This window comes from Sulfuriferula sp. AH1, assembly GCF_002162035.1.
Lineage (GTDB): Bacteria > Pseudomonadota > Gammaproteobacteria > Burkholderiales > Sulfuriferulaceae > Sulfuriferula.
Window position 1 is genome coordinate 669,513 of record NZ_CP021138.1, and the last position, 17,246, is coordinate 686,758.

At 54.9% G+C, this 17,246-nt stretch carries 18 protein-coding genes; 8 read left to right on the forward strand and 10 right to left on the reverse strand.

Going from position 1 to position 17,246, the window contains the following annotated elements; all coding sequences use genetic code 11:
* Position 1 precedes the first annotated feature (1 nt).
* The 9 genes from CAP31_RS03460 to murJ all read right to left on the reverse strand — a co-directional run bounded on the left by CAP31_RS03460 (position 2) and on the right by murJ (position 10,227).
* The gene (locus CAP31_RS03460) at positions 2 to 817 is read right to left on the reverse strand and encodes a CbbQ/NirQ/NorQ/GpvN family protein (protein ID WP_087446258.1); all 816 of its coding nucleotides are present in this window, start codon (positions 815 to 817) and stop codon (positions 2 to 4) included.
* Positions 818 to 960: 143 nt separating this feature from the next.
* Complete coding sequence (locus tag CAP31_RS03465) at positions 961 to 2,340, reverse strand: ribulose-bisphosphate carboxylase (RefSeq protein ID WP_087446259.1); 1,380 nt, start codon at positions 2,338 to 2,340, stop codon at positions 961 to 963.
* 327 nt (positions 2,341 to 2,667) lie between these two features.
* Complete coding sequence (locus CAP31_RS03470; RefSeq protein ID WP_087446260.1) at positions 2,668 to 3,021, reverse strand: DUF167 family protein; 354 nt, start codon at positions 3,019 to 3,021, stop codon at positions 2,668 to 2,670.
* A 35-nt stretch (positions 3,022 to 3,056) separates the two neighbouring features.
* Positions 3,057 to 3,986, reverse strand: a complete 930-nt coding sequence (ispH, locus tag CAP31_RS03475) for a 4-hydroxy-3-methylbut-2-enyl diphosphate reductase (protein WP_087446261.1) — start codon at positions 3,984 to 3,986, stop codon at positions 3,057 to 3,059.
* The gene (locus CAP31_RS03480) at positions 3,983 to 4,420 is read right to left on the reverse strand and encodes a peptidylprolyl isomerase (RefSeq protein WP_087446262.1); all 438 of its coding nucleotides are present in this window, start codon (positions 4,418 to 4,420) and stop codon (positions 3,983 to 3,985) included. Before CAP31_RS03480 ends, ispH begins: the two co-directional genes overlap by 4 nt.
* On the reverse strand, positions 4,417 to 4,887 hold the full coding sequence (lspA, locus tag CAP31_RS03485; protein ID WP_087446263.1) for a signal peptidase II: 471 nt from the start codon (positions 4,885 to 4,887) through the stop codon (positions 4,417 to 4,419). Before lspA ends, CAP31_RS03480 begins: the two co-directional genes overlap by 4 nt.
* A complete protein-coding gene (gene ileS, locus CAP31_RS03490) occupies positions 4,880 to 7,657 on the reverse strand; it encodes an isoleucine--tRNA ligase (protein ID WP_087446264.1) in 2,778 nt (925 codons plus the stop codon). The genes lspA and ileS overlap by 8 nt, the downstream gene beginning before the upstream one ends.
* Before the next feature lie 5 nt (positions 7,658 to 7,662).
* On the reverse strand, positions 7,663 to 8,598 hold the full coding sequence (locus tag CAP31_RS03495) for a bifunctional riboflavin kinase/FAD synthetase (RefSeq protein WP_087446265.1): 936 nt from the start codon (positions 8,596 to 8,598) through the stop codon (positions 7,663 to 7,665).
* Between the two features lie 93 nt (positions 8,599 to 8,691).
* On the reverse strand, positions 8,692 to 10,227 hold the full coding sequence (gene murJ, locus CAP31_RS03500) for a murein biosynthesis integral membrane protein MurJ (protein ID WP_087446266.1): 1,536 nt from the start codon (positions 10,225 to 10,227) through the stop codon (positions 8,692 to 8,694).
* 193 nt (positions 10,228 to 10,420) lie between these two features.
* Between murJ and rpsT the strand changes: the two genes are divergently transcribed.
* Positions 10,421 to 10,684, forward strand: coding sequence for a 30S ribosomal protein S20 (gene rpsT / locus CAP31_RS03505; protein ID WP_087446267.1), 264 nt, complete (start codon positions 10,421 to 10,423; stop codon positions 10,682 to 10,684).
* Positions 10,685 to 10,819: 135 nt separating this feature from the next.
* Here rpsT and CAP31_RS03510 read toward each other — a convergent pair whose 3' ends face one another.
* The gene (locus tag CAP31_RS03510) at positions 10,820 to 11,110 is read right to left on the reverse strand and encodes a DUF3579 domain-containing protein (protein ID WP_087446268.1); all 291 of its coding nucleotides are present in this window, start codon (positions 11,108 to 11,110) and stop codon (positions 10,820 to 10,822) included.
* A 237-nt stretch (positions 11,111 to 11,347) separates the two neighbouring features.
* Here CAP31_RS03510 and CAP31_RS03515 point away from each other — a divergent pair, with 237 nt between their 5' ends.
* From CAP31_RS03515 to CAP31_RS03545, 7 genes are all read left to right on the forward strand, one after another.
* Positions 11,348 to 11,929 carry a superoxide dismutase gene (locus tag CAP31_RS03515; protein WP_087446269.1) on the forward strand — a complete coding sequence of 194 codons (582 nt, stop codon included), beginning with the start codon at positions 11,348 to 11,350 and terminating at the stop codon, positions 11,927 to 11,929.
* A gap of 78 nt (positions 11,930 to 12,007) precedes the next feature.
* On the forward strand, positions 12,008 to 13,189 hold the full coding sequence (locus tag CAP31_RS03520) for an acetylornithine transaminase (protein ID WP_087446270.1): 1,182 nt from the start codon (positions 12,008 to 12,010) through the stop codon (positions 13,187 to 13,189).
* On the forward strand, positions 13,186 to 14,106 hold the full coding sequence (argF, locus tag CAP31_RS03525) for an ornithine carbamoyltransferase (protein ID WP_087446271.1): 921 nt from the start codon (positions 13,186 to 13,188) through the stop codon (positions 14,104 to 14,106). The genes CAP31_RS03520 and argF overlap by 4 nt, the downstream gene beginning before the upstream one ends.
* Positions 14,103 to 15,317: an argininosuccinate synthase gene (locus tag CAP31_RS03530; protein WP_087446272.1), complete on the forward strand. Its 1,215-nt coding sequence runs from the start codon at positions 14,103 to 14,105 to the stop codon at positions 15,315 to 15,317. The genes argF and CAP31_RS03530 overlap by 4 nt, the downstream gene beginning before the upstream one ends.
* Before the next feature lie 8 nt (positions 15,318 to 15,325).
* The gene (locus tag CAP31_RS03535) at positions 15,326 to 15,646 is read left to right on the forward strand and encodes a pyrimidine/purine nucleoside phosphorylase (RefSeq protein ID WP_087446273.1); all 321 of its coding nucleotides are present in this window, start codon (positions 15,326 to 15,328) and stop codon (positions 15,644 to 15,646) included.
* A gap of 13 nt (positions 15,647 to 15,659) precedes the next feature.
* Complete coding sequence (locus CAP31_RS03540) at positions 15,660 to 16,535, forward strand: tetratricopeptide repeat protein (RefSeq protein ID WP_087446274.1); 876 nt, start codon at positions 15,660 to 15,662, stop codon at positions 16,533 to 16,535.
* 15 nt (positions 16,536 to 16,550) lie between these two features.
* Positions 16,551 to 17,240, forward strand: a complete 690-nt coding sequence (locus CAP31_RS03545; RefSeq protein ID WP_087446275.1) for a DUF599 domain-containing protein — start codon at positions 16,551 to 16,553, stop codon at positions 17,238 to 17,240.
* Positions 17,241 to 17,246 lie beyond the last annotated feature (6 nt).

Here is a 17,246-nt window from a genome sequence, read left to right on the forward strand (position 1 = left end):
CTCAGGCGAATATTGCGTCGATGGCGTGATCCAGCGTGTCGCGGATATCGGCATCGTCGGTGATAGGGCGCACAAGTGCCATGCGGCAAGCGTCGCGCGCTGGGATGCCGCCGTTGATCAGTCTTGCAGCGTAAACCAGCAGGCGGGTGGAGATGCCTTCGTCGAGGCCGTGCCCCTTGAGTTTGCGCGCAGTCTCGGCAATGCGTACCAGGCGGTCGGCGCTGTCCATGTCGATGCCGGCTTCCTTGCTGACAATCGCGGTTTCCACCGAACATAGCGGATAATCGAATTCCATCGCGGCAAAGCGCTGTTTGGTCGATTGTTTGAGATCCTTCATCAGGCTCTGGTAGCCGGGATTGTAGGAAATCACCAGCTGGAAATCGGGGTGAGCGACGACCAGCTCGCCTTTTTTGTCCAGCGGCAAGGTGCGGCGGTGATCGGTCAGCGGGTGGATGACGACGGTGGTATCCTGGCGCGCTTCCACGACTTCATCGAGATAGCAGATCGCGCCGTAACGCGCCGCCAGCGTGAGCGGGCCGTCCACCCAACGCGTGCCGTTGGCGTCGAGCAGGTAGCGCCCGACCAGATCGGAGGCGGTCATGTCTTCGTTGCAGGCGACGGTAATCAGCGGCTTGCTCAGCTTCCATGCCATGTATTCGATAAAGCGGGATTTGCCACAACCGGTAGGGCCTTTGACCATGACAGGCAGACGCGCATTGTAGGCGGCTTCGTACAATGTGATTTCGTTGCGCTGGGCTTGATAGTACGGTTCTTCGGCAATCTGGAACTGGGTGATGTCAAATGATGTGTCGTTCATGGTCGTCTCGTTTGGAAGTTGAGTGCGTATTCCGGCATGTTCTGTAACAAAACACGTTGGAATAAGCGTTAAAAAGCCCCTGTGAAATCCCAGGGGCTTTTAACAACCCGCCGCCAGCGACGGCGGGTTACCTGGGGTACGAATTACTTGTGTACGCCCAGTTTTTCACGCCAGCCTGGGTAGATCTTGTCAGCGTCGCCCGGGAAGGACTCGAATGCGCGGGCAAACTCTTTGTGCTCTTTAGCGTATTCGATAGGGTCAGCGCCGGATTTCCAGCACTCGTACGACTGGCGCAGGGAGATCGCGCCGGCAGCCGGGCTGTCGATATGGCCGTAAGAACCGCCGCCGGAAGTGTTGATCACGTTGCCGTGGCCCAGATTCTCGAAGAAGCCCGGCAAACGCAATGCGTTCATACCGCCAGAGATGATCGGGGTGGTAGGCTTCATGCCGTACCATTTCTGGAAGTAGATCGGGCCTTGCGCTTCATCGCGTTCGATCATGTAAGCGATGTTCTTGTCGGAGTTCTCGCCTTCCATCTTGCCGTAGCCCATGGTGCCGACGTGAATGCCGGAAGCACCTTGCAGACGGGAGATCTTGGCCAGGACAAACGCGGTGTAACCACGTTTGGCAGATGGTGAAGTGATCATGCCGTGACCAGCGCGGTGGTAGTGCAGGTACTGGTTAGGGTACTGACGACGAGCGGTGGTGATCATGCCAGGGCCGCCAACGAAACCGTCAACCAGGAAAGCCAGCTTGTCTGCGTCAGGACCGAATGTTTCCAGGCCGAAATCGGCACGGGCGCACATTTCGTAGTGGTCGTCAGCGGTGATGTTCATGGAGAACAGTTTGGCTTCGCCGGTTTCGTCCTGAGCGCGTTTCATTGCGTCATAGACCAGCGGCAATACTTTTTTCAGCGGGCAGAATGTCTGGTTGCCTTGTGGCTCGTCGTTCTTGATGAAGTCGCCGCCCAGCCAGAATTGGTATGCAGCAGCTGCAAACGGCTCGGGACGCAGACCCAGTTTGGGCTTGATGATGGTACCGGCGATGTAGCCGCCGTTTTCGATCGGGCGGCCGAGGATGCGCCACATGTCGCTGATGTCCTTGGAAGGACCGTCAAACAGCTGGATAGCGCGCTCAGGCACGTAGAAGTCATGAATCTTGGCGTGTTCGATATCGCCCATGCCCTGGTTGTTACCGATGATCAGGGTCAGCACGGAAACGATCATCATGCGGCCGTCGGTAACGTTGCGATCGAACAATTCCATCGGATACGCAATGCGCATATCTTCGGTAGCTTCGTCGATATAGTAAACCAGTGCGTCGACACCTTTGGTGAAGTCGTCGGTGGTCGAAACTTCAACGTTGGTACCGGTGGAGGATTCGGCGGCGAAGTGTGCGGCTGCTTCCAGGTAGCCGTAGCCAGCCTTAGGCTTCATTTTGTAAGCGACAAGTATGTGCTTGCCGTTCTTGATTAAATCTTCTTCTTTCAGACTAAGGTCTGCATAACGTCCGGACTGATCCATTGTTTTCTCCAGTGATTGAGGGTGCTTGCCTAGGCTTTGGGCAATTGTCGCTTGAGCCGATGGTCACCACTATACATCCTGTAATACATAAGATATATTCAATTGTTATTCTTATTGTGATAAGTAAATACTTATATATTTTTGTAAATATGAATTTATATAAATTTTTTATAGAAAATAAAGAAAAATCATTTACTAAAGTTTTTTGAATTGGATGTCAGGTGCGAGGGTGTGCAAGACTGAATTGCAGCCGCGTGCAGGCGAGATGGAGGTCGCCCGGCATGCCGCACAGGGCGGCCGGGGATGAGAGATTGGAAGCTGGCAGAATTATGTAGAGCGGGAAATGACTGACGGCAGACGATTGGGGGATTTGATGCGTAGCTGTTTATTGACATTCATGTGGCCGAATACCACTTCGATATCCGCGACAGCAACATCGAATTCCCCGGCAAGAAAGCGCACCATATGGGCTGTCGCCTTGGCTGCAATAGGGGCCGTGGTGACGCTGACTTTGAGCTGATTGCCCTTGACCTTGCCTATGGCATCCTGTTTGGCGCTCGGTTTGCCGAGTATGTTGAGCACCAGTGTGTCGCCATCCCAGTAAAAAAAAGCATCCGGCGCCGGTTTCGCAGACGTCGATGCGACCGGCGCAGCGGCTTTGGCGCGTGATTTGCCTGCCATGGTGACTTAGGGCCTGTGCTGGCGCATTGGCAAAATTATTCGCTCAAGGTCCTGGGAATGGGGAAAGTGACGTTTTCGGTGATGCCGGATAATTCATTCACATTATCGGCACCGAACTGCCTGAGCTGGGTGATGACTTCCTGTACCAGCACTTCCGGGGCCGATGCGCCGGCCGTTACGCCGATGCTGGTCTTGCCGGTCAGCCAGTTGGCATCAAGCTGGCTGGCGTTATCTACCATGTAAGCCGTCACCCCCAGATTTTGCGCAACTTCGCGCAGGCGGTTGGAGTTCGAACTGTTGGGTGAGCCGACGACAATGACCAGATCGCATTGCTGCGCCAGTGCCTTGACCGCATCCTGGCGGTTCTGCGTAGCGTAGCAGATGTCGTCCTTTTTCGGGCCGATGATATTGGGAAAACGGCTTTTCAGTGCATCGATGACGCGGGCTGCATCATCCACCGAGAGCGTGGTCTGGGTGACGAAGGCCAGTTTGTCCTTATCCGTGACATGGAGCGAGGCCACATCTTCGGGAGTCTCCACCAGATACATGCCGCCTTCGCTTTGCCCCATGGTGCCTTCCACTTCGGGATGGCCCTTGTGGCCGATCATGATGATTTCCATGCCCTTGTCGCGCATGCGGGCAACTTCGAGATGGACTTTGGTGACCAGCGGACAGGTGGCGTCGAATACGGTGAGGCCGCGTGCTTCGGCCTCGCGGCGCACTGCCTGGGATACGCCATGCGCACTGTAAATCAGGGTGTTGCCGGCAGGAACGTCATTGAGGTCTTCGATGAAAATCGCACCCTTGGCTTTCAGATTTTCGACCACGAACTTGTTATGCACGACTTCATGACGCACATAAATCGGCGCGCCGAAACGTTCGAGCGCGCGCTCCACGATTTCAATGGCACGATCGACGCCGGCACAGAAGCCGCGAGGGTTGGCAAGCAGGATATGGGTAGTCATGATGGTCTGTGGATGGTAATGATTTCGACTTCGAATTCTACGGTTTGCCCTGCAAGCAGGTGGTTAAAATCAATGCTGACATCGTGAGGCCTGATTTCGGCAACCCGTCCGCTGAGATGGCTGCCGTCGGGCAGTTCGAACTCGATCATGCTGTCCATTACGGGCGGCTCATCATGAAATTCGTCGATGGGTACATCTTGCACGAGCAGCGGGTCATGCATGCCGAAAGCCTGTTGTGGTTCGAGTATGAATACCTGCCGCGAGTTCACCGGCAGATCGAGCAGCCAGTTTTCCAGTGCAGGTTCCAGTGTGCCGTCGCCTAGCGTGAGCGTGATCGGTGCATCATCGAAACTGCTGTCGATATTGTCGCCTCCGTGGATGCGGATGGCAAAATGCAGGGTAAGGGTATCGCCCGGTTGTACGTGTGTATTCATGCGTGTTTAGGCTGTTTCAAGCTGTCCCAGATTAACAGAATCGCGCCGATGGTGATCGCGGAGTCCGCGACGTTAAATGCCGGCCAGTAATAGGTGCCGAGATGGAATGACAGGAAGTCAACGACATAACCGTGTATCAGTCGATCGACAAGATTGCCCAGAGCGCCGCCGAGAATCAGGCTGAGTGCAAGTCTGGACAGCGCACTGCCATTGCCCTTGCGCAGCAGATAAAGGATAACGATGGAGGCAATGCTGGCAATGCCGATAAAGAATCCGCGCTGCCAGCCGGGCTGACTGGCAAACAGACTGAATGCTGCACCGGTATTGTGGGCGCGCACCAGGTCGAAAAAACCTGTGATTTTAAGCAGGTCGCCCCAGGAAAATACTTGCATGATGATATATTTGCTGAGCTGGTCGAGGGCGATCACTAGTGCAGCGACAATGAGTCCGGCTTTGAATTTAGGCATGATGTCTGCGCTCACCTGTACCGAATAAATTGCTGTGGCAACGTCCGCACAGGCCTGGATGCTCGGCGTGTGTGCCGACATCCTCACGGTAATGCCAGCAACGCTCGCACTTGGCATGGCTGCTGGCGCGGGCGCTGATGCGCGGGGCCGTGTCCGCAGCCAGTTGCAGTTCGGCGGTTGACGTGATCATGGTGAAGCGCAGGTCGTCGCCTAATGTCGCCAGCGCTGCGTAATGCGCTGCGCCCGCATGGATCGTGACTTCGGCTTGCAATGATGATCCGATCTCGCCAGCGCTGCGCAGGGTTTCCAGATGCTTGCGCACATCGGCCAGGGTTTCGCGGATCAGCGACCATTGCTCGGCCAGCGCAGCGGCATGCTCCGGCATCGGTATGTCATGCCATTGATGGAGGAAGACGCTGTCGTTGTTATCCGCTATTAATTGCTGCCACACTTCTTCTGCAGTAAAGCTGAGGAACGGCGCCATCAGCCGGGTCAGGCTGTGGGTGATGTGATACAGCGCATTCTGTGCGGAACGGCGAGCTGCGGAATCGGCGGCAGTGGTGTAGAGCCGGTCCTTGAGAATGTCGAGGTAGAAGCCGCCGAGATCCTCCGAACAGAAATGATGCAGTTTCTGCACGATATGATGGAATTCGTACTGCTGATAGTGTGTCAGTACTTCTTCCTGGAACTGCTGCAGCATGACCATGGCGTACTGGTCGATGGCGAGCCATTGATCAAGGGGCAGCGCCTGTTGCCGGATATCGAAATCGGCCAGATTGGCGAGCAGGAAGCGCAGCGTGTTGCGGATGCGCCGGTAGGATTCCACCACGCGCTTGAGGATTTCGTCGGAAATGGTGAGTTCGCCGGAATAATCGGTGGAGGCCGTCCACAAGCGCAGAATGTCGGCCCCGTAGGTGTCCATGACTTTCTGCGGCGCGACCACGTTACCCTTGGATTTGCTCATCTTGTGGCCGTTTCCGTCGACGACGAAGCCGTGAGTGAGCAGCGCGCGATACGGTGCATGACCGTCGGTGGCGCAGCCGGTGAGCAGGCTGGACTGGAACCAGCCGCGATGCTGGTCGGAGCCTTCCAGATATAAATCGGCGGGATGGGCCAGTTCCGGGCGCAGTTTGAGCACGCAGGCATGGGTGACGCCGGAATCGAACCAGACGTCCAGCGTGTCGGTGATTTTCTTGTAGTGCGCGGTATCGGCACCCAGCAATTCGCTGGCGTCGAGCGAGAACCAGGCTTCGATGCCGATCTTTGCCACTCTTTCGGCGATCGTGGCGATGAATTCAGCGGTGCGCGGATGCAGCTCGCCGCTTTCCTTGTGGATGAATAGCGGCATCGGTACGCCCCAGTTACGCTGGCGCGACACGCACCAGTCCGGGCGGTTCTTCATCATGCCTTCCAGGCGCGCGCGTCCCCATGCCGGGAAAAATTCGGTTTTTTCCACTGCGTGCGTGGCGTGCTTGCGCAGGCTTGCATTACTGGCACCCGTTTTGTCCATGCCGATGAACCATTGATGCGTGGCGCGGAAAATGATCGGCGTTTTGTGGCGCCAGCAGTGCGGGTAGCTGTGTATCAGCTTGGCATTGGCAAGCAATAAATCACTGTCGGTGAGCAGATGAATGACGGTTTTATTGCCTTCCCAGACGGTTTGCCCGCCGATAAACGGTACGCTGTCGAAGAATTTTCCCTCATCGCTCACCGGATTTTCCACCGGCAGGTGGTATTTCAGCCCGACCTGATAGTCGTCCACGCCATGCGCCGGAGCGGTATGCACTAACCCGGTACCGGCTTCCGCGGTGACGTGCTCGCCGCAAATGATCGGCACGAAGCGATCCAGGAACGGATGGCGCAAGCTGACGTGCTCCAGTGCGCTGCCCGGGCACTGGCCGATGACTTCGACCGATTCGAAACCGTAGCGCTTGATGGCGGATTCGGCCAGGTCGCGGGCGAGGATGAGGATGCCTTTGGGGGTAAGGATCAGGTCGTAGATGAATTCGGGATGTACCGATACCGCCTGGTTGGCAGGCAACGTCCACGGCGTGGTCGTCCAGATGACGGCGTAGATCGGTTCGTTGAAATTGGGCAAGCCGAGCTTTGCCGTGAGTTGTGCCGGGTCGGCGACAGCAAATGCGACGTCGATGGCTGCCGAGGTCTTGTCTTCGTATTCGACCTCGGCTTCCGCCAGTGCCGAGCCGCAGTCTACGCACCAGTGCACTGGTTTGGCGCCCTGATACAGATAGCCGTTGGCGAGGATGCGGGCAAGTTCGCGCATGATGCCGGCTTCAAATTCGAAATCCATGGTGTGGTAGGGATGCTCCCAGTCGCCCAGTACACCGAGGCGGATAAAGTCGGCCTTCTGGCGCTCGATCTGGCTGGTGGCATATTCGCGGCACAGCTCGCGGAAACGTGCGGCGGGGATGGCTTTGCCATGCTGTTTCTCTACCTGCAGCTCGATCGGCAGGCCATGGCAATCCCAACCCGGCACATAGGGTGCGTCATAACCCGCCAGGGTTTTGCTCTTGACGATGATGTCCTTGAGGATTTTATTGACCGCGTGGCCGATGTGAATGTCGCCGTTGGCGTAGGGCGGACCGTCATGGAGGATGAATTTCGGGCGGCCTGCCGCCGCTTTGCGGATTTGCTGGTAGCGGTTCAGTTCACGCCATTGTGCCAGCCAGGCTGGTTCGCGCTTGGCAAGATCGCCGCGCATGGGAAACGGGGTGTCGGGGAGATTGAGCGTGTGTTTGTAATCGGACATGGACGTTAAGCGACGGGTAAATGGTTAAAGTAATCATGGGCACATTCGACATCACGCTGAATTTGCCGGATTAATGTGGCGAGATCCGGGTATTTCTCTTCATCGCGTAGTTTAGCAAGAAAATCGACATGAATGATGCGGCCGTATAAATTGTCGTTGAAATTCAGCAAATGGATTTCGAGTATGGGCTGCGCTTCTGTCTTTACGGTGGGACGGACTCCCAGGCTGGCGACGGCGGGCAGCGCCTGCGTGCCAAGGCCGTGCACTTCCACGACAAAAATCCCGGTGAGCGGTAATTTGGGATGTCTGATCGGCAGGTTGGCGGTGGGGAATCCCAGCTCGCGCCCCAGTTTGTCGCCATGCGCCACGCGTCCGCTGATACGGTAAGGGTGGCCGAGGAGTTGTTGCGCCAGTTCGAGCTGGCTGTTGGCAAGCGCATCGCGGACCGCGGTGCTGGATACGCGGAGTCCGTTGACGGTGATGCTAGGCATCGCGCCCAGGTCATAGCCGTATATGGCGCTGTGGTGTTGCAGCAGCGCAAAATCGCCGGCGCGTTTTGCGCCGAAGCGGAAATCGTCGCCGATCAACAGATGCTGCATACCCAGACCGCGTACCAGTATCTGGTCGATAAACTGCTCTGCAGGCATGTGCGCCAGGGCATGGTTGAAACGGCAGATATGAACATGTTCTATGCCGGTGGCTCGCAATCCATCGAGCTTGTCGCGCAGATTGGACAGGCGGGCAGGGGCATTGTCAGGGCTGAAGAATTCCCGCGGGTGCGGCTCAAAGGTGATTGCGCAAGGCGTCAGCCGGCGCGCATGTGCAGTCTCGACCAGCTGCCGTAGCATCGCCTGGTGTCCGAGATGGACGCCGTCAAAATTGCCTATCGTCACCGCACTGGGATAGGCGGCTACAGAGTGGATGCCGTGTGTGATGCGCATAACAGGATTTAAGCCGAAGAATAGCGAATTTTAACGGTTCGCCGGTGCGGGGTCAAAGTATCGCATGGTGTCAGGGCATGCTTCAGCCATCAATCAGGCTGCACGCCGGATGAACTGGCGCGCGCGGATACCGAGCAATCGGAGCGTAACAAAATAGGCGGTTACGCCCAGTAACACCAGTCCGGCCAAATGGATGATGCGTCGGCTGAAATGAGCCTGCAGCCAATCCGCCTCGCTGCCCATGCCCCACCACAGCAGCAGCGCCATGACGGCGGTGGCGCTGCAGATCCTGAACATGAATGCATACCAGCCCGGTTGCGGCTGGAATATGCCCTGGCTGCGCAGCTTCCACAGCAGCAATCCTGCATTCAGGCAGGCACCGAGGCCGATGGCAAGTGCAAGGCCGGCGTGCTGCAGTTTCCATACGAAGAGCAGATTCATCAATTGGGTAGCGGCCAGCGTAATGAGGGCGATCTTGACCGGGGTTTTAATGTTCTGGCGGGCATAAAAGCCGGGTGCCAGTATCTTTACCATGATCAATCCCAGTAATCCCAGGCTATAGGCCATCAATGCCTGACGCGTCATCCATACGTCATGCACGCTGAAATGCCCGTACAGAAACAGCGTGCTGATCAGCGGCAAGGCCAGCACTGCGAGTGCGGCGGCAGCAGGCAAGGCCAGCAGCAAGGTGAGGCGCAGCCCCCAGTCCAGCAATTGCGAATACTGGCTGGGATCGTTGTCGGCGTAATGTTTGGACAGGCTGGGCAGCAGGATGGTGCCGAGCGCTACGCCGAGCATGCCGGTCGGGAATTCCATTAGCCGGTCCGCATAATATAGCCATGACACGCTGCCGGTGGCCAGAAATGAAGCGAAGATGGTGTTGATGAGCAGGGACAGCTGCGCGATGGAAACGCCGAATACCGCCGGACCCATGAGCTTGAGCACGCGCCAGACGCCTTCGTCGTGCCAGCTGAAGCGGAATCGCGGCAATAAACCCAGCCGGTGCAGGAAAGGCAGCTGCAAGGCGAGTTGCAGTATGCCGCCCAGGGCTACGCCCCATGCCAGCGCGATGGCCGGAGGGTCGAAGTGCGGTGCCAGCCACAAGGTCGCTGCTATCATCGCTACGTTCAGCAGTACAGGTGTAAACGCCGGGACGGCGAAGCGACTGTAGGTATTGAGAATGCCGCCGGCGAGCGAAACCAGCGAAATCAGCAGGATGTAGGGGAAGATAATTCGCAGCATGTGTACAGTGACGGCGAATTTATCCGGCGCATCGACGAATCCCGGTGCGCTGATATAGACCACGGCAGGTGCGGCAATCACGCCGATGGCGGTGACGATGAGCAGGGCGATGAAAAGCAGGGTCGCAACGTGGTCGACCAATAACCGTGTGTCGTCATGGCCGCGACGGTTCTTGTATTCGGCGAGTATGGGGACGAATGCCTGGGCAAAGGCGCCCTCGGCAAACAAGCGGCGTAGCAGGTTGGGGATCTTGAAGGCGACAAAGAATGCATCGGTGTAGATGCCGGCGCCAAAGCTGCGTGCGATAATGGCGTCGCGCACAAAGCCAAGGATGCGTGACAATAAAGTCATGCTGCTGACTTTGGCTAGGGCTTGTAACAGATTCATTTATGGTGTGGATGCAAAAGATTGAGGCGCAATAGTAGCGCTAAAGTGAATCCATCGCTAGGCTCCACGCTAAGTATTGGCCGTTTTTCGTACAACGAATAAAGTCCGGCGGGCGCTTAATTTTGGCTTGCTATTGACGCAATAGCCATTTATAATTCAGCGTTTTAAGAAACCCGATACAGGAGCATCACATATGGCAAATAGCGCACAAGCCAGAAAGCGCGCAAGACAAAACGACAAGCAGCGTGCTCACAACGCTGCATTGCGTTCTACTTTGCGTACCGCGATCAAGAAAGTTCAAAAAGCGGTGTTGGCTGGTGATAAGGCTGTTGCGACCAGCACTTTTGGTGTTTCCATGAGTGTGATTGACCGCATCGCTGACAAAAACATCATCCATAAAAACAAAGCTGCTCGCCACAAGAGCCGTTTGTCTGCTGCTGTTAAAGCAATGGCGTAATTTTTTCTGCCTGGCGTGACGCCGGGCCTGGAAGTAAAAAGACCTTATGGCTGAAAAGCGTAAGGTTTTTTTTCGTCTGTATTGCGTGCGCTTTATTGCTGCATCAGGTTGTTCAGGTGTGGACGGCGGTGTTGCTCAGGTTTCTTGCTGGCTGGGGTCGATAATGGTGAGGTCGTTCTCTTTGGCGAAGTTCATCAGGAATCCGAATGCCGCGGGTTGTTCCTGTTGCAATTTTTTGTCGATGATGACGCATTTGATGCCGCCCACCGTTAACGGGCGCACGTAGGGCGAATAGCTCATGCGATGATCTTCCCCGAAAGTGGAAAGCGAACCTGATAAGCGTTCAGCCCAGTCGCTCGGGCGGAAAGTGCGTCCGGAAGAGGTCAGACCCTGAATAAGGATTTCGTTATTGCTTAGCTCAGACATTGTGTGTACTTCACAAAAAACAACATAGTAATAATTTTATCAGACTATCGCTTGCTTGCGGTTAGATGTTTTGCTGTTGGCAGCCTGTGTAGCGGAATGTACTACGCTTTTGCCAACGCTTCATCCGTACTTCGCGGCGCGATTATCACATGAATTGATGGAACAGCAGGGCTAACACCTGCTAGAATATGACTAAACATTTTTTTAGTAAACCATTTGTTCCGATCGGAGAAAACCATGATCCATGAATTGCCAGTATTGCCTTACGCACAGGATGCATTGCAACCGCATATTTCGGCTGAAACTCTGGAATACCACTATGGTAAACATCATCAGGCTTATGTGACCAATCTCAATAACCTGATCAAGGGTACCGAATTCGAGGCGATGAGCCTGGAAGACATCATCCTCAAATCTGCCGGCGGCGTGTTCAATAACGCAGCACAGGTATGGAACCACACCTTTTACTGGAATTGCCTGAGCCCGAATGGCGGCGGTGCGCCGACTGGTGCCTTGGCTGATGCCATCAACGCCAAGTGGGGTTCGTTTGAAGCGTTCAAGGACGCATTCAGCAAAGCTGCTGTCGGTACTTTCGGTTCCGGCTGGGCATGGCTGGTAAAAAACACGGCAGGCGAACTGGAGATCGTTTCTACCAGCAATGCCGCTACCCCGATGACCAACGGCCAGACTGCGCTGATGACCTGCGACGTATGGGAGCATGCCTACTATGTCGACTATCGCAATGCGCGTCCCAAGTATGTAGAGGCGTTCTGGAATCTGGTAAACTGGAAATTCGTTGCTGCTAATTTCGCTGCATAAAACCAGCTGAATCAGCAGGCAAAGGGCGGCGCAAGCCGCCCTCGTGTTTTTAACCTTAATGAATGTAAATCCGTCACCATGTCTTATTTGATGAATACCTATGCACGTCAACCTGTCACTTTTGTGCGCGGTGAAGGCGTGTGGCTATGGGATGATGCCGGCAATCGTTATCTGGACGCGTTGGCTGGTGTTGCAGTCAACGGTTTGGGGCATGCCCATCCCGTTTTGACGCAGGCAGTGTGTGAACAGGCGCGCAATCTGATCCACAGCTCCAATATTTATCAGGTGCAGCGTCAGGAGCAACTTGCAGAGCGCTTATGCCGGTTATCGGGTATGGACAAGGTGTTTTTCTGTAATTCGGGTTGCGAAGCGAACGAAGCTGCGATTAAGCTGGCGCGATTGTACGGCCATGGTAAAGGCATCGCTACACCGACTATTATCGTCATGGAAAAGTCGTTCCATGGCCGCACCATGGCAACTTTGACTGCAACCGGCAGCCGCAAGGTGCAAGCCGGTTTTGAGCCTTTGCTCACCGGATTTGTGCGCGTGCCGTACAACGATATCGACGCCGTGCGCCAGGTTGCCGAGCACAATCATGAAGTTGTGGCCGTGCTGGTCGAGCCGGTCGAGGGTGAAGGCGGTGTCCGGATACCGGATGCAGCTTACCTGAACGATTTGCGGCAAGTGTGTGATGAACACGGCTGGCTGTTGATGCTGGATGAAGTGCAAACCGGCGTGGGGCGGACAGGTACCTGGTTTGCGTTCCAGCATACGTCTATTTATCCCGATGTGATGACGCTGGCCAAAGGCTTGGGTTCCGGCGTTCCTATCGGCGCTTGTGTTGCCCGTGGTGCGGCTGCGGATGTATTCAAGCCTGGCAATCACGGTTCCACATTTGGCGGCAATCCTCTGGCGTGTGCTGCCGGTCTGGCGACATTGCAGGCATTGGAAGACGAAAATCTGCTGGCGAATGCCAACAGCATCGGCGCAGCGCTGGTTGCCGGATTTGAACGTGAGCTGGCGGGTGTCGCGGGTGTGAAAGCGATACGTGGCGTTGGCATGATGATAGGCATAGAGCTTGACCGGCCGTGCGGCGAGCTGGTGAAGATGGCGCTGGCGGCGCATTTGTTGATTAACGTGACGGCGGATAATGTGATTCGTCTGGTGCCGCCACTGATTATGAATGCGGATGAGGCGGCGCAATTGATCAGCGGCTTAAGTCCGATTATTCGCGAATTTCTGACCGGGACCGCCGTATGAAACCTATCAAGCATTTTTTGCAGTTTCAGGATCTGACGCGTGACGAGTATGAGTATATTTTTGCCCGGGCAAAAATCATCAAGGCGCGATTCAAGAATTATCAGACCTACCATCCGCTGCTGGATCGTACTCTGGCGATGATATTCGAGAAACAGTCGACGCGGACCCGCTTGTCGTTTGAGGCAGGAATGCATCAGCTGGGCGGTTCGGCGATTTATCTGAATACCCGCGATACCCAGCTGGGTCGCGGCGAGCCGGTGGAAGATGCGGCTGAAGTCATTTCGCGCATGGTCGATATCGTGATGATACGTACCTTTGAGCAGGACATCATCGAACGTTTTGCCGCGCATTCGCGCGTTCCGGTGATTAACGGCCTGACCAACGAATATCATCCCTGCCAGATCATGGCGGATATCTTTACTTATATAGAGCGCCACGGCTGCATCAAGGGTAAAACCGTGGCCTGGGTAGGCGACTCCAATAATATGTGCAACACCTGGCTGCAAGCCGCGGTGGCGCTGGATTTTAATGTGCATGTGTCGACCCCGCCGGGCTATGAGGTTGAACCTGAGCGCGCCGGTTTATACGATACCAGTCACTATGAAAGCTTTGCCGATCCGATGGAAGCCTGCCGCGGTGCGGATATGGTGACTACCGACGTGTGGACCAGCATGGGTTTCGAAGCCGAAAACGAAGAGCGCAAACGCGATTTTCAGGATTGGCAAGTCGATGCCGAGATGATGCAGGTCGCTGCACCCGATGCCTTGTTCATGCATTGTCTGCCTGCGCATCGTGGCGAAGAGGTCGCCGCCGAAGTCATCGACGGTCCGCAAAGCGTGGTATGGGACGAAGCGGAAAACCGTTTGCATACGCAAAAAGCATTGATGGAATATCTTTTGTTGGGAAAAGTGGAATGAGCGACGTTAAAAAAGTAGTGCTGGCCTATTCGGGCGGCCTGGATACCTCAGTAATCTTGAAATGGCTGCAAGACGAATACCGATGCGAAGTGGTTACCTTCACGGCTGATATCGGCCAGGGCGAAGAACTGGAACCTGCGCGCGAGAAAGCGAAGAAGTTTGGCGTCAAAGAGATTTTTATCGACGATTTGCGCGAAGAGTTTGTGCGCGATTTCGTGTTTCCGATGTTTCGCGCCAACACCGTGTACGAAGGCGAGTATCTGCTGGGCACTTCCATCGCACGTCCGCTGATCGCCAAGCGTCTGATTGAAATCACCAACCTGACCGGCGCGGATGCGATATCGCATGGCGCAACCGGCAAAGGTAATGATCAGGTTCGTTTCGAACTTGGCGCATATGCGCTGAAACCTGACATCAAGATCATTGCGCCATGGCGCGAATGGGATTTGCTGTCGCGTGAAAAACTGCTGGCCTATGCCGAAAAACACGGCATTCCTGTGGAAATGAAGCATAAGCACGGCGGCAGTCCTTACAGCATGGATGCCAATCTGCTGCATATTTCGTATGAAGGCCGCGCGCTGGAAAACCCGGCCATTGAAGCCGAGGCCGACATGTGGCGCTGGACAGTGTCGCCGGAACAGGCGCCGGATGCGGCGGAATATGTCGATCTCGAATACAGGCAAGGCGATATCGTTGCGATTAACGGTGTGGCGATGAGCGCAGCGACTGCATTGACCGAATTGAATCGCCTGGGTGGCAAGCACGGCATCGGTCGCCAGGATCTGGTCGAAAACCGTTACGTAGGCATGAAGTCGCGCGGCTGCTACGAAACCCCGGGCGGCACCATCATGCTCAAAGCTCACCGTGCGATAGAGTCGATCACGCTGGATCGTGAAGTCGCTCACCTCAAGGATGAGCTGATGCCGCGTTATGCCAGCCTGATTTATAACGGCTACTGGTGGAGTCCGGAACGCAAGATGCTGCAAACCATGATCGATGCTTCACAAACGACGGTTAATGGCTGGGTTCGCGTCAAATTGTACAAGGGCAATGTGATGGTAGTGGGGCGCGACTCCAAAACGGATTCGCTGTTTGATCCAACTATTGCGACGTTCGAGGATGATGAAGGCGCGTATAACCAGGCGGATGCCGGCGGCTTCATTAAACTGAACGCATTGCGTTTGCGTATCGCCGCAAAATTAAGAAAATAGGAATAACGATGAATCAATTTGATCAGGTAAGCGTGGTAAAACAGGCCAATATTTATTTCGACGGCAAATGCGTATCGCATACGGTACTATTCGCTGACGGCAGCAAAAAAACCATAGGCGTCATTTTCCCGAGCATACTGGTGTTCAACACCGGCCTGCCGGAAATCATGGAAATCAATAGTGGCATATGCAAAGTAAAGCTGGCAGGGGAATCCGACTGGAAAACCTATCGTGCCGGCGAGCAATTCAACGTGCCGGGTAACAGCAGCTTTGATATTGAAACCGTGGAAACACTGGATTACGTCTGCAATTTTGTCACGGCGGCCTGATCTTAGAGGCGTTATGAAAAAACAACTCAAATTGGCTGTCATGGCAATGCTGATGATCGCGACGGTGGAGAGCCATGCGATGACGGCAGACGAGGCCAAAATGGTCGCAAATGCGGCTGTGCGCGGCAGCGCAAGCTCACAAGTGCTGCTGGCTGTAATGTATCGCCATGGCGATGGCGGTTATGCCAAAAATGATCAGCTGGCTGCGTACTGGTTCGAGCAGGCCGCCCAACAGGGCAATCCTTATGCGCAAATGGCGTTGGGCGATTTGTACGAGCAGGGTGCAGGCGTCAACAAGAACCTGAAGGTTGCCGCCGACTGGCGTGAAAAAGCAGCCAAACGCGGTAATGTGCAGGCCCAGTTAAAACTCGGTCAAATGTATCTGTCCGGCAGTGGGGTGGTCAAGGACCTGAACAAAGCCGAATACTGGCTCAAGCGAGCGGCTATCGAGGGCAATAGCGAAGCGCAATTTGAGTTGGGCAAACTTTATCGGACCGAAGGCTGGAAGAAGCATGATCCGGACCTGGGCAATAGCTGGCTGGCAAAGTCGGCAGCGCAAGGCTACGAAGGCGCTGTTGAATTCGTGCATTTTTTTGAGCATATCGGCCTGCAGTTAAAAGAGGATTTGAGTCAGCGTGCGCCGCAGTTGCACAAACTGGCAGCGGATGGCGACGCAGAAGCGCAATACCAGCTGGCGATGCGCTATGAACACGGCGTCGGGGAGAAGCAGGACTATGCCCAAGCGATGTACTGGTTCAAGCAAGCTGCCAATCAGGGGCATGTAAAGGCGATCAAAAGTCTGATACATATCTACCAGCAAGGTCTGGATGACAATCCTGTCAGCATGGTGCAAGCACAATACTGGCAAAATAAGCTGGATAACCACTAACCTGTATTGATGCCAATGAATAGTACATATTTTTCTGTAAATGCCTCGAATGATTTGCTTAGCCTGCTTTTTTGCGCTGCTCTGCTCGGTCTTTATCATGTTTATCTGGCTTATAAAGTTAAAAAGCGCCCCACTTATACTATACAGGCGGTTAACCGGATTGCACGGACGGCATGGGTAGAAACCATAATGCAGGAGCGACGTGACGTGCTTGCCGTGCAAACGCTACGTAACTCGACCATGGCGGCGACATTTCTCGCCTCCACAGCGGTACTGCTTATCATCGGCGTGCTGACTCTGAGTGGGCAAGGTGCCAATCTGAGTACTACATGGCATGCTCTGAATATGGTGGGAACTACCGAGAGTTCGGTCTGGCTCGCAAAACTGATGCTGTTGTTGAGTGACCTGTTTGTCGCATTCTTCTGTTTTTCAATGTCCATTCGCATGTTTAACCATGTTGGATTCATGATTAACGTGCCTTTGGCGCTCAATCATAAAATGATTTCCGCACAACATGTTGCGTTGCATCTCAATCGGGCAGGCAAGTTTTACAGTATCGGAATGCGGGCATTCTATTTCCTGGTACCGCTGGTATTCTGGCTGTTCGGACCCCATTTCATGGTCGCATCGACTATACTGCTGATTTTCGTATTGTATTTCCTTGATCGTGCGCCCAAAGTGATGTCGGACGATTATTCGGAATGAAAGGAT